This window comes from Rhizobium sp. YTUHZ044, assembly GCF_051123975.1.
Classification (GTDB): Bacteria; Pseudomonadota; Alphaproteobacteria; order Rhizobiales; family Rhizobiaceae; genus Rhizobium.
The window spans coordinates 3,810,684-3,823,845 of record NZ_CP101426.1 but is presented as its reverse complement, the minus strand read 5'-3'; the positions used below and the strand labels follow the sequence as shown (position 1 = coordinate 3,823,845).

Below are 13,162 nucleotides of genomic sequence, written 5' to 3'. Positions count from 1 at the left end.
CACTCTCACGGTTCTCATCACTGCCCGCTTCGTCTCGACTCGCGCCGATTCCATTGCCGTCTCGAAAAAGCTAAGCTTTTGAAAGCATGCCGGGGCGCGAGCCGTAATCCCGGCCGTCCATTGACAGGGGAGGCGCGACCATGGCCGATTATCGTCTGGAAACAAGCTGGCACCCGGTCGAAGGCAGTTTCGGGCGCTTGATCTTCACTCTCTTCAATCTTTCAGCCGAGCCTCTCTCCGGCTTCTCGCTCGCCTATACGTCGGAGACGCGGGTTGCCGACAAATATGTCTGCGATGGCGGCAGCCTGGAGCGACAGCTCGCGCATTTCCATGAATTCCGCCCGCCCGAGGGACTGAGCGTGCCGCCGGGCGGCCACTGGCGGTTCACCGTCGAGGGGCTGACCCGAGAACCGAAACATGTGACATCAGGGGTCAAATCGGCCTTTCTGACACTTGGCGACGGGCGCCATGTTCCTGTCGGTTTCGGCGATCTCCTTCTCGAAGGCCGGGATGGCGGCATTGCGCCGCCGCTTCTGCCGCCGGGCCGGGTGGAGGAACCGTATTCGCTGCTGCCCTGGCCGCTGGCGCTCGCGCTGAAGGCGGGGGAACTGCCGGTCGTCCTTTATCCGGCCGAGAGCACGCGACCCGACGCGGTCAAGGCGTTGTCCCTGGTTCTTTCGCTTTACCAGCGGCTCTATCCGGCCAAAAACGTGCCGTTCTCGCTCTGCGGCGTAAAGGGCGGGCGCGCTATTCGTTTCGTTACCGAATCATCGATCGCTGCGTTCGCCTATGAAATACGATTTACCACGCATGAGGTCGTGCTCTCCAGCGCGGATGCGACGGGTCGACACAGTGGCCTGATCAGTCTGGCGCAACTCATGCACGGCGCGCGTGCCGATCGGGAGAGCTTCAGATTTCCGAATTTCGGCACGATCGCCGACCAGCCGCGTTATGACTGGCGCGGCTGCCATCTCGACGTGGCCAGACAGTTCTATCCGGTGGCTGACGTCATGCGGCTAATCGATATCCTCGCCTGGAACAAGCTCAACGTCTTCCATTGGCACCTGACCGACGACGAAGCCTGGCGGCTGGAGATCAAGGCCTATCCCCAGCTTACGGAGATCGGCGCGCGGCATGGCCCGGACGAGGTGCTCGTGCCGCAGCTTGGTGACGGGGCGAAACCGCGCTACGGCCATTACTCGCAGGAGGATGTCAGGCGGATCGTCGCGCATGCCGCCTCTCTGCATGTCGAGGTGGTGCCGGAAATCGATGTTCCCGGCCATAGCACCGCGACGCTGTTGTCATTGCCCGGCCTCGTCGACGGGCAGGAGGCGCCGGACAGCTACCGCGCCGTGCAGGGTTATTCCAACAATGCCCTCAACCCGGCGATCGAATTCACCTATGAATTTCTCGGCAAGGTGTTCGACGAGATGGTCACGCTGTTTCCCGGCGAATATATTCATATCGGCGGCGACGAGGTCGCAAGCGGCGCCTGGCTTTCCTCGCCGCTTTGCAAGGCGCTGATGGAACGGGAGAAAATTGCCGGCACCGCGGAGCTGCAATCCTATTTCCTGAAACGGATTAAGGCCATGTTGTCGGAGTGCGGCAGGAAGCTCGCTGGCTGGAACGAAGTCTCACATGGCGGCGGCGTCGATCGCGACGGTACTTTGCTGATGGCCTGGGAAAAGCACGCTGTCGGCATCGAGCTGGCGCAGCAAGGCTACGATGTGGTGATGACGCCGGGCCAAGCCTATTATCTCGACATGGCGCAGGCGGAAGCCTGGTCCGAGCCTGGTGCGAGCTGGGCGGGCCATGCGCCACCGGAACATAGCTATGCTTACGAGGCCGAGGGCGAGTTGCCGGATACGCTACGCGAGAAGATGCGCGGCGTCCAAGCCTGCATCTGGACTGAAAACTTCCTCTCTGGCGCCTATTTCAACCGGCTGGTCTTCCCGCGCCTTTCGGCCGTCGCCGAAGCCGCCTGGACGCCCCTGGAACGCAAGGACTGGGACCGGTTCGCAGCGATCGTACGGATGTGGCCGGTGCTTTAGGATGCAGCGGCATCGGCTTTCAGTCCCAGCAGCGCTGCGCCGATCAGGCCTGGCTCGATGCGGCATTCGCTCGGCACCACCAGCGGACGGTCGAACTTGCGCAGGGTGCGGGTGCGCACCGCCCGGTCGAGCTTGGCCAGCAGCGGCTCGACATTGGAAAGCCCGCCGCCGACCGGCACGATGGTCGCGCCGGTGATGTTGATCGTCAGGGCGAGCGGCGAGGCGACGAGATCGACATAGACGTCGATGGTGCGGGTTGCCTTCTCCTCGCCGCGCCGCCACTGATCGATGATTTCTTCGCTCGCAAGGTCGAGATCATGCAGCGTCTTGTGCAGGCGCTCCAGGCCGCGCGCGCCGCCAACGGTGTCGACACAGCCCTTCTGGCCGCAGCCGCAGGCATAGGCGGGAATGGCGACGGGAGGATTGCCGGCCGCCGATGCGATGATCGGTCCATGACCCCATTCGCCGGCAAAACCTCCGGCCTCGTTGACGAGGCGCCCATCGGCGACCAGGCCGCCACCGACACCGGTGCCGAGAATGGCGCCGAAGACGATACGGTGGCCGCGGCCGGCTCCGAGACCGGCTTCAGCCATGGCGAAACAGTCGGCGTCATTGGCGATCAAAACAGGCAGGGCGAGTTCGGCTTCTAGGTCGGCTGCGAGCGTGCGGTCGTGGATGCAGGGAATGTTGGCGCAGGTCAGGCGCTGGGTATCGGGATCGACGACGCCAGCGATCGACAGGGCAATGCGGCTCGGCTGTTCGCCGGTCTCGGCGATAATGCTGCACAGGGTCTCGACGAAAGCGGCAAAATCCTCCTTCGGCGTCGGACGGCGGCCGAGGGGGACGACGTCTGTCTCGGAGCGGGCGATGCCACCCTTGATGGCGGAGCCGCCGATGTCGAATGAAATAATCATTGCCTGCCTGCCGTTTCTCTGGCCTTCAGCGTCTGCTCGCACTGTTGGCCGGGAATTTCAAGCCTTCATGCATCTGCCTGCCATGCGCTTGCGGCGCAAAGGAGCGACGGTCGAACGTGAATCGCCGCCGACAGGTCTTTCATTGATTTCCTGTCCCTTAAGTCATTCAATTGGCATATTGCGCGGCCAAAATCGCAATCCGCACCTCCATCATCTACCGGTATCATGACCATCGAAAACGCCGATTCCAATAGACGCAGAAGACCCCGTCCGCCACGTCCCAAAGGCCGCCGCCTCTCAGCGGTCCTGCGGCAGCTGGCAGGCGACCGAAGCCGGCAGTGGATCTCGATCGGCGATCTGTGCGAGACGATGGGTGACAGGGCGATCAGTGCTCTGATGCTGATCTTCGCGCTGCCGAACGCCTTTCCCACCCCGCCCGGCACCTCGGCAGTGCTGGGCGCGCCGCTGGTTCTCCTGGCGGTGCAATTGACCTTCGGGCTGAAACCCTGGCTGCCGAAGGCGATCGCAAACCGGTCGATGCGGCGGGAAGACTTCGAGACCATCGTCGGCCGCATCCACCGCTGGCTCGCCTGGGCGGAGCGCATGCTGAAGCCGCGGCTTGCGATCTTCGCCGAGCCGCCGGCGGAATATTTCGCCGGCCCTGCCTGTCTGCTGCTTTCGATCGTGCTGGTTCTGCCGGTTCCGCTCGGCAACATCCTGCCGGCGATCACCATCTCGGTCTTCGCTTTCGGCATCATGGGGCGTGACGGGCTCTTCGCGCTCATCGGCTTTATCATGACGACCGTGTCGCTCGTCATTGCCGGCAGCGTGATCTACGGTCTCGCAAAGGCGTCGATTTATTTCGTCATGCAATGGTTTGCCTGAGCGGTGGCGTCAACAGGCTCGACATTTTCGGGAATTTTGTTTTGATCTGGCGCATAGAGACTCACATCAAGCCGGCGGCGGCAAGCCGGCTCATTTTGCGCGGTAGGCAGTAGATGGCAAAAAGATCAGAGACCCCTGCACGGCTCGACGATGCAGCCCGTGCCGGCTGGCTTTATTACGTCGCCGGACGCACGCAGGATGAAATCGCCGCCGCGATGGGCATTTCACGGCAATCGGCGCAGCGGCTGGTCTCGCTTGCGGTCGCCGAGCGTCTGATCAAAGTGCGGCTCGACCATCCGATCGCCGCCTGCCTCGAGCTTGCCAACCAGCTGCGGCGAAAATTCGGGCTGAAACATGTGGAGGTGGTGCCGAGCGACGCGGGTTCCTCATCGACCACCGTCGGCATCGCCGAGGCGGGTGCGGCCGAGATCGAGCGCTGGCTGAAGCGGCCGGAACCGATCGTGCTGGCGGTCGGCACCGGCCGCACGCTGAAGGCGGCGGTCGACCAGCTTCCGGCGATCGAATGTCCCAATCACCGGATCGTCTCGTTGACCGGCAATATCGCGCCGGACGGTTCGGCCGCCTATTACAACGTCATCTTCAGCATGGCGGATGCGGTGAAGGCGCGGCACTATCCGATGCCGCTGCCGGTGCTCGTCACCTCGGCCGAAGAACGGGAGCTGCTGCATGGCCAGCAATTGGTGCGCTCGACGCTCGACATGAGCGCGCAGGCCGACGTCACCTTCGTCGGCATCGGCGAGCTCGGCATCGACGGGCCGCTCTGCGTCGACGGCTTTCTGGAAAAGGACGAGATGATGGAACTGATGCGCGGGGGCGCCGTCGGTGAAATTTGCGGCTGGATCTTCGATGTCGACGGCAAGCTGCTCGACAACCCGATCAACGAGCGCGTCGCCTCGGCGCCGATCCCATCCCGCGAGGCATCGATGGTCATCGGGCTCGCCAAAGGCAAGCGCAAATTCAAGGCGATCAGAGCGGCCGTTGTCGGCCATCAGATCAACGCTCTGATCACCGACGAAGAGACGGCCGAATTTTTGCTCAAAAGCTGAGCAAAAAATATCTCAATCAAATCAAAGGGAAGACCTTTGTCTTCGGCATCGCAGCAACGATTGCCGATTGACATTTTTCGTCGAGTGGTGAGTAATTGCTCATGAGCAAAGCGAATGCTCACATCTCGTCTTCTGGGAGGAAGATATGACATTGAGAACTTTCCTGCTGGGCGCCTGCTCAGCATTGGCGTTTGCCAGCATGGCTTCGGCCGAAACGCTGACAATCGCGACCGTGAACAACGGCGACATGATCCGGATGCAGAAGCTGACGGATGATTTCAAGGCGAAGAATCCCGGCATCGACCTTGAATGGGTCACCCTCGAAGAAAACGTGCTGCGCCAGAAGGTCACGACCGACATCGCGACCAAGGGCGGCCAGTACGACGTTCTGACGATCGGCACCTATGAAGTTCCGATCTGGGCGAAGCAGGGCTGGCTGCTGCCGCTCGACAACCTCGGCGACGCCTATGACGTCAACGACCTGCTGCCGGCCATCCGCAGCGGCATCAGCATGGACGGCAAGCTCTATGCAGCGCCGTTCTATGGCGAAAGCTCGATGGTCATGTACCGCAAGGATCTTTTCGACGCCGCCGGTCTGAAGATGCCCGATGCGCCGACTTGGGACTTCATCGCAGACGCTGCGAAGAAGATCACCAACAAGGACAAGGAAATCTACGGCATCTGCCTGCGCGGCAAAGCCGGTTGGGGCGAAAACATGGCCTTCCTGACGGCGATGTCGAACTCCTTCGGGGCGCGCTGGTTCGATGAGAAGTGGAAGCCGCAGTTCGATCAGCCCGAGTGGAAGGACACGCTGACCTTCTACGTCAACCTGATGAAGGAAGCCGGCCCTCCGGGCGCCTCCTCCAACGGTTTCAACGAGAACCTGGCGCTGTTCCAGACCGGCAAGTGCGGGATGTGGATCGATGCAACGGTCGCCGCGTCCTTCGTCTCCGATCCGAAGCAGTCGCAGGTCGCCGACAAGGTCAGCTTCGCGCTCGCTCCGGACAAGGGCCTCGGCAAGCGCGGCAACTGGCTCTGGGCCTGGAACCTCGCTATTCCGGCAGGCTCGCAGAAGGTCGAAGCCGCCGAGAAATTCGTCGCCTGGGCAACGAGCAAGGACTACACCAACCTTGTTGCCGAGAAGGAAGGCTGGCTGAATGCACCTCCCGGCACCCGCACCTCGCTTTATGCGAATACGGAGTATCAGAAGGCTGCCCCCTTCGCCAAGATGACGCTCGATTCGATCAACTCGGCCGACCCGACCAAGCCGACCGTCAAGCCGGTCCCCTATGTCGGCGTCCAGTTCGTGGCGATCCCGGAATTCCAGGGCATCGGCACGGCGGTGGGCCAGCAGTTCTCGGCAGCCCTTGCCGGCCAGATTTCGGTCGATCAGGCGTTGAAGAGCGCACAGCAGCTGGCAACCCGCGAAATGACAAAAGCCGGCTACATTAAATAAAACCTCCTGAGAAGAGGCGGATCCTTGACAATCCGCCCTCTGGGCCGCCGATTGCCCGAACCGCATCGGCGGCCTCTTTCCAGATTAAAGCTGCCTTGCGGCCGCTCCCTGCTTCAGATCAGATCGGTGATTGCCATGGCAACAACACATACTCGCTCCGCGGCGCGCCTGATGATTGCGCCCTCCCTGCTGTTCCTCTTTGCGTGGATGATCGTTCCGCTCGCGATGACGATCTACTTCTCGCTGCTGAACTACAATCTGCTCAGCCCCGGCATGGAGAGCTTTGTCGGCCTGCTGAACTACGAATATTTCCTGTCCGATCCGGCCTTCATCGCCGCGCTGATCAATACGCTGCTGCTTGTCGCCGGCGTTCTCGTCGTTACCGTCGTCGGCGGAATTGCCTTTGCGCTGTTGCTCGACCAGCCGATGTACGGCCAGGGCATCGTGCGCATCCTCGTCATCGCGCCGTTCTTCGTTATGCCGACAGTGGCGGCACTCGTCTGGAAGAACATGTTCATGAACCCGGTCAACGGCCTGTTTGCGCATCTGGCGAAGGCGCTCGGCCTGCAGCCGATCGACTGGCTGGCGAATGCGCCTCTGTTGTCCGTCATCCTCATCGTCGCCTGGCAGTGGCTGCCCTTTGCCACCCTCATTCTGTTGACGGCGCTGCAGTCGCTCGACGAAGAGCAGAAGGAGGCCGCCGAAATGGACGGCGCCGGAGCAATCTCGAAATTCATCTATATCATCCTGCCGCACATGGCGCGCGCCATCACCGTGGTGATCCTGATCCAGACGATCTTCCTGCTTTCGGTCTTCGCCGAAATCCTCGTCACCACCAATGGCGGGCCGGGCACCGACAGCACCAATCTCACCTATCTCGTCTATGCGCAGGCACTCCTGCAGTTCGACATCGGCGGCGCTTCGGCAGGCGGCATTGTCGCGGTCGTGCTTGCCAACATCGTCGCGATCTTCCTCGTCCGCCTCGTCGGCAAGAATCTGGAGGCTTGAGATGGCCAGAAAAGTCACAACTCAGCGCAAGGTCATCATGACCGCGATTGCCTGGACGCTCGGCATCCTGATCTTCTTTCCAATCCTCTGGACGTTCCTGACCAGCTTCAAATCGGAAGCCGATGCCATTGCCTCGCCGCCGCAGTTCCTGTTCTTCCACTGGACGACGGAAAACTATGCGGAAGTGCAGAGCCGGTCGAACTATCTCAGCCACTTCATGAACTCGGTGGTCATTTCCTTCGGCTCGACGCTGATCGGGCTGGTCATCGCCATTCCGGCCGCCTGGGCGATGGCTTTCGCGCCCACCAAGCGGACCAAGGACGTGCTGATGTGGATGCTCTCGACCAAGATGATGCCGCCCGTCGGCGCGCTCATCCCCATCTATCTGATGTTCCGCAATTCTGGTCTGCTCGACACGCGCACCGGGCTGGTGATCGTGCTGACGCTGATCAACCTGCCGATCATCGTCTGGATGCTCTACACCTACTTCAAGGAAATCCCCGGCGAGATCCTGGAAGCAGCCCGCATGGACGGAGCGTCGCTGATGAAGGAGATCGTCTACGTGCTGACGCCGATGGCGGTGCCCGGCATTGCCTCGACGTTGCTTCTGAACATCATCCTTGCCTGGAACGAGGCGTTCTGGACGCTCAACCTCACCGCCTCAAAGGCAGCGCCCTTGACGGCCTTCATCGCCTCCTATTCCAGCCCGGAAGGCCTGTTCTACGCCAAGCTTTCGGCGGCCTCGACTATGGCGATCGCGCCGATCCTGATCCTCGGCTGGTTCAGCCAGAAGCAACTCGTCCGCGGCCTGACCTTCGGCGCAGTGAAATAAGAAAAGGGAGACAAACATGGGCAGCATTACCCTTCAGAAGGTTTCCAAGGTCTTCGGCGAAGCCAAGGTCATCCCTTCGATCGATCTCGATATCAACGACGGCGAATTCGTCGTCTTCGTCGGTCCGTCCGGCTGCGGCAAGTCCACCCTGCTCAGGCTGATCGCCGGCCTCGAGGACGTCTCCGGAGGCAAGATCGTCATCGACGGCAAGGACGCCACCGAAAAAGCGCCGTCCGAGCGTGGCCTTGCCATGGTGTTCCAATCCTATGCGCTCTATCCGCATATGAGCGTGCGCAACAACATCGCCTTCCCGCTGAAGATGGCAGGCGTCGACAAGGCGGAGATCGACCGCAAGGTGACGGATGCCGCGCGGGTGCTCAATCTCACGGACTATCTGGAGCGAAAGCCGCGCCAGCTTTCCGGCGGTCAGCGCCAGCGCGTCGCGATCGGCCGCGCCATCGTGCGCCAGCCTTCGGCCTTCCTGTTCGACGAGCCGCTGTCGAACCTTGACGCCGCTCTGCGCGTCAACATGCGCCTCGAAATCAGCGAACTGCATCAGCAGCTGAAGACGACGATGATCTATGTCACCCATGACCAGGTCGAGGCCATGACCATGGCCGACAAAATCGTCGTGCTCAATAGGGGCAATATCGAGCAGGTCGGCTCGCCGCTCGAACTGTACAGCCGCCCGCGCAACCTTTTCGTCGCCGGCTTCATCGGTTCGCCGAAGATGAATTTCATCAAGGGTCAGAATGCTGCCGTGCTTGGCGCGCATACGATCGGCATCCGCCCCGAACACATGCTGCTGTCGATGGAGAGCGGCGACTGGAAGGGCAGGGTCGTGGTCGCCGAGCATCTCGGCTCCGATACGTTCCTGCATATCGATGTCGAGGGGATCGGCATGGTGACGGCGCGCGGCAGCGGCGATTTCGCCGCCAAGGCGGGCGATATGGTCTATCTGACGCCGGATCGTTCGCGCATTCATAAATTCAACGAGGGCGGCCTTGCCATCTGAGCAGGCGGCCGGGTGGGCAGGCATGCGAGCCGGGCGATGGCGCCCGGCCGTCTCGGCAAGACCTTCAAGAGGACTGAAACATGACGTGCAAACTATCGCTGGCAACGCTTTCGGACGCGGCGCGCACTGCCGCCATCCCTTCCTATGAGAGGGCGTCGCTGAATGCCGGCATCATGCACTTCGGCGTCGGCAATTTCCACCGCGCCCATCAGGCGATCTATCTCGACGATCTCTTCAACCACGGCGTCGATCACGACTGGGCAATTGTCGGTGCCGGCGTTCTGCCAGCGGATGCCGCCATGCGCGAGAAGCTTGCGGCGCAGGATTTCCTGACGACGGTGGTGGAGCAGGACAACAACAAAACGGCGGCGCGAGTGACCGCCCCGATGATCGATATTCTGCCGGTGGGCGATCCCGCCGCCATCATCGCCAGGCTTGCCGATCCTGAGATCCGCATCGTCTCGCTGACGATCACCGAGGGCGGTTATTTCATCGATGCGTCAGGCACGTTCAATCCGGCCCATCCTGCTATCGCCGCCGACGGACAAAATCCCGGTGCTCCGAAGACGGTCTTCGGTCTGATCGTTGCCGGCCTGAAGGCGCGCAAGGACAAGGGCATCGGGCCCTTCACCGTGATGTCCTGCGACAACATTCCTCATAACGGCGTCGTCACCGCCAATGCCGTGATCGGCACAGCCGCCCTTTCGGATGCCGCCCTTGCCGACTGGATCAGGGCTAACGTCGCCTTCCCAAACGCGATGGTCGATCGCATTACGCCGGCGACCGGCCAGCGGGAGATCGATTTCCTCAGGGACAATTTCGGCATCGAGGATAACTGGCCGGTTTATTGCGAAGAATTCAAGCAGTGGGTGCTCGAAGACAAGTTCACGGCTGGCCGCCCGGCCCTGGAAAAGGTTGGCGTCACCTTCGTTCCCGATGTCACGCCTTACGAGCATATGAAGATCCGCATCCTGAATGGTGGACATGCCGCGATCGCCTATCCAGCGGCGCTGATGGACATTTATTTCGTGCATGATGCGATGGAAGATCCGCTGATCCGGGCTTTCCTGGCCAAGCTTGAGAAGGACGAGATCATTCCGATCGTACCGCCGGTGCCGAATACCTCGCTGACGGATTATTTTGCTCTCATCGAGCATCGGCTTCTCAATCCGAAGATCGCGGACACCATCCCGCGTCTGGCGCAGGACGGCTCGAACCGCCAGCCGAAGTTCATCCTGCCGTCGACGCTCGACAATCTGCGCCAGAGCAGGGACGTCATCGGCCTGGCGCTGGTCTCGGCGCTCTGGTGCCGTTATTTCGCCGGCAAGACCGACAGCGGCAAGGATATCGTCTTCAACGACGCCAGCGCCGAGCGCCTGCACGCGGCGGCCCTGAAGGCAAAGGACGATCCGTCGGCCTTCCTTGCCTTTGATGATATTTTCGGCGAGGTGGCGAAATCGGACCTTTTCCGAAGACGGTTCGCTCATGCTCTTAAAACCTTGTGGGAAAAGGGTACGCGGGAAACGCTGCAGCTCTATCTCGACGACAAGCTCGCAATGTAAGGGAATGCGGATGGCGGCATCGGCTGGCGCCATCCATCCCGCTTTGCGGGCGAAGCGGCACGATCACGCGTCTGAATTGAAGTCAGGTTGGGTCTTTCATGGCTGATGCTGAACCACGGCTGGTCATTTTCGATTGCGACGGGGTGCTCGTCGACAGCGAGCCGATCTCGATCAGCGTACTCGTCCGGGCGATGAGCGATCTCGGCGTTTCGATCACCGAAGACCAGGCCTATGAGCGTTTTCTCGGTCGCAGCCTGGCAACCCTCATCGATACGCTTGAAACCGAGTTCAATATTCACGCCGGCGAAGAATTCCTCGAGCGCATCCGCACCGATCTCTACGCGCGGTTCCGCACCGAGCTGAAGCCGATGGACGGCATCGCGGCGACGATCGACGGGCTCGGCATTCCCTGCTGTGTCGCTTCATCAAGCCAGATGGAGCGAATCCGGCTGTCGCTGTCCGTCACCGGACTTCTCGACAGGCTCCCCGACATTTTCAGCGCGACGATGGTCAAGCGCGGCAAACCGGCGCCCGATCTCTTCCTCCACGCGGCGCGACAGATGCATGTCGAGCCGGGATCCTGCCTTGTCATCGAGGACAGTCCGGCCGGCATTGCCGCCGCCAAGGCGGCGGGCATGACGGTCTTTGCCTTCACCGGCGGATCGCATGCGAATTTCGCCGGATACCGGGCCGAACTCGACCGGCTTTCGCCTGATGTGGTGTTTGACGCCATGCCGGATTTGATACACCTTGTCCGCAACCATAAGCTGGACGGGACCGAGATTTGATGCGTGATCATGTGGTTGCGGTGGATGTCGGCACCGGCAGCGCGCGCGCCGGCGTCTTCGATGCCAGCGGCCGTCTGCTGGCCAAGGCGGAACATCCCATCGTCATGAACCGGCCGCGTGAAAACCACGCCGAGCACGATTCCGAAGACATCTGGTCGGCCGCCTGCACCGCGGTGCGCAGGGCGATGGAGCAATCCGGTATCGCCGCCGCCTCGGTCGGAGCAATCGGCTTCGACGCGACTTGTTCGCTCGTCGTCCGCGATGTCGAAGGCCGGCAGATCAGTGTATCCACCAGCGGCGAGCAGCGTTTCGACACCATCGTGTGGCTCGATCATCGGGCGCTGAAGGAAGCCGACTTCTGCACGGCGACGGAGCACAGGGTGCTCGAACATTCCGGGCACGTCATGTCGCCGGAAATGGAAATGCCGAAGCTGATGTGGTTGAAGAAGAAGCTGCCGGCGACATGGGAAAAGACGGGCTATTTCTTCGATCTTGCCGATTTCATGACCTGGAAATCGACGGGATCGACTGCCCGTTCTCGCTGCACGCTGACGGCAAAATGGAACTATCTCGCCCATCTCGAAAAGGGATGGCAGCAGGATTTTCTGCAGCGGATCGGGCTCGACGATCTTCAGGCCCGCGGCGGGCTACCGGATGAGACTGTGCCGGTCGGCGGCAGTATAGGCCGGCTGACGGCTCATGCGGCCGAGGCGCTGGGGCTGACCACGGAGTGCCATGTCTCGGCGGGAATGATCGACGCCTATGCCGGCGCGCTCGGGGCGCTCGGCGGTTATGCCGCCGATCCTGTAACACGTGAGCTTAAGCTGGCACTGATCGCCGGCACGTCGAGCTGCATCGTCGCCTTCTCGCAGGAGTGTAAGCCGAGCCACGGCATGTGGGGGCCTTATTATGAGGTTGTCTTCCCGCAGTCCTGGCTGGTGGAGGCGGGGCAATCTGCGACCGGTGCGCTGCTCGACCATATCGTGCGCATGCATGCGGCCGGCGGCGAGCCGACGGCGGCGCTGCACCAGAAGATCGTCGCGCGCATCGCCGAATTGCGGGCAGAGGAGGGCAACGCTTTCGGCGAGCGCATTTTTGTGCTGCCAGACTTTCACGGCAATCGCTCGCCGCTTGCCGATCCGCATGCCGTCGGTGTGATCAGCGGGCTGACGCTCGACACCTCCTTCGACGGGCTCTGCGCGCTCTACTGGCGGTCTGCAGTCGCGATCGCTCTCGGGATCCGCCATATCCTGGAGACGATGAAGGAATATGGCCACGTGCCCGATACGCTGCATATCGCGGGCGGACACGTGAAGAACCCGGTGCTGATGGAGCTTTATAGCGACGCCACCGGCTGCAAGGTCGTGGTGCCGAAGATGAACGAGGCGGTGCTGCTCGGCACGGCGATTGCGGCATCCGTCGCCTGCGGCCTGCACGAGAATTTGGCGGCAGCCGGCGAAGCGATGTATCCGGGTGGCGACGAACGGCTTCCAGACAAGGCAAAACAGGCGCTTTACGACCGCGACTATCGCCGTCTTCTGGCCATGCACCGGCACCGCGCCGAACTGGAAGCGATGTTCTGAA

At 61.7% G+C, this 13,162-nt stretch carries 11 protein-coding genes; 10 read left to right on the top strand and 1 reads right to left on the bottom strand.

Annotated elements, in window-relative coordinates:
* Nucleotides 1-140 precede the first annotated feature (140 nt).
* Entirely contained in the window at nt 141-2,051 is a 1,911-nt protein-coding gene (locus NL154_RS18770) for a beta-N-acetylhexosaminidase (protein WP_434733182.1), read from the top strand.
* On the opposite strand, the gene NL154_RS18765 is transcribed toward NL154_RS18770, so the two are convergent.
* Nucleotides 2,048-2,965 (bottom strand): ROK family protein, encoded by a 918-nt coding sequence (locus NL154_RS18765; RefSeq protein WP_221122965.1) that lies wholly within the window; start codon nt 2,963-2,965, stop codon nt 2,048-2,050. The genes NL154_RS18770 and NL154_RS18765 overlap by 4 nt on opposite strands.
* Nucleotides 2,966-3,271: 306 nt before the next feature.
* Between NL154_RS18765 and NL154_RS18760 the strand changes: the two genes are divergently transcribed.
* The 9 genes from NL154_RS18760 (at nt 3,272) to NL154_RS18720 (ending at nt 13,161) form a co-directional block, all read left to right on the top strand.
* Nucleotides 3,272-3,850: an exopolysaccharide biosynthesis protein gene (locus NL154_RS18760; protein ID WP_434734115.1), complete on the top strand. Its 579-nt coding sequence runs from the start codon at nt 3,272-3,274 to the stop codon at nt 3,848-3,850.
* A 113-nt stretch (nt 3,851-3,963) separates the two neighbouring features.
* Nucleotides 3,964-4,917 (top strand): sugar-binding transcriptional regulator, encoded by a 954-nt coding sequence (locus NL154_RS18755; RefSeq protein WP_064805109.1) that lies wholly within the window; start codon nt 3,964-3,966, stop codon nt 4,915-4,917.
* 145 nt (nt 4,918-5,062) lie between these two features.
* Nucleotides 5,063-6,373, top strand: a complete 1,311-nt coding sequence (locus NL154_RS18750) for an ABC transporter substrate-binding protein (protein WP_434733181.1) — start codon at nt 5,063-5,065, stop codon at nt 6,371-6,373.
* 135 nt (nt 6,374-6,508) lie between these two features.
* Nucleotides 6,509-7,381 carry a carbohydrate ABC transporter permease gene (locus tag NL154_RS18745; protein WP_434733180.1) on the top strand — a complete coding sequence of 291 codons (873 nt, stop codon included), beginning with the start codon at nt 6,509-6,511 and terminating at the stop codon, nt 7,379-7,381.
* 1 nt (nt 7,382) lies between these two features.
* Nucleotides 7,383-8,213, top strand: a complete 831-nt coding sequence (locus NL154_RS18740; protein ID WP_085860523.1) for a carbohydrate ABC transporter permease — start codon at nt 7,383-7,385, stop codon at nt 8,211-8,213.
* 16 nt (nt 8,214-8,229) lie between these two features.
* Nucleotides 8,230-9,228 carry an ABC transporter ATP-binding protein gene (locus tag NL154_RS18735; RefSeq protein WP_210629748.1) on the top strand — a complete coding sequence of 333 codons (999 nt, stop codon included), beginning with the start codon at nt 8,230-8,232 and terminating at the stop codon, nt 9,226-9,228.
* Between the two features lie 80 nt (nt 9,229-9,308).
* The gene (locus tag NL154_RS18730; RefSeq protein WP_434733179.1) at nt 9,309-10,790 is read left to right on the top strand and encodes a mannitol dehydrogenase family protein; all 1,482 of its coding nucleotides are present in this window, start codon (nt 9,309-9,311) and stop codon (nt 10,788-10,790) included.
* Between the two features lie 98 nt (nt 10,791-10,888).
* A complete protein-coding gene (locus tag NL154_RS18725; RefSeq protein WP_210629750.1) occupies nt 10,889-11,578 on the top strand; it encodes an HAD family hydrolase in 690 nt (229 codons plus the stop codon).
* Nucleotides 11,578-13,161 carry an FGGY-family carbohydrate kinase gene (locus tag NL154_RS18720; protein WP_434733178.1) on the top strand — a complete coding sequence of 528 codons (1,584 nt, stop codon included), beginning with the start codon at nt 11,578-11,580 and terminating at the stop codon, nt 13,159-13,161. The genes NL154_RS18725 and NL154_RS18720 overlap by 1 nt, the downstream gene beginning before the upstream one ends.
* The last annotated feature ends 1 nt before the right edge of the window (nt 13,162 follow it).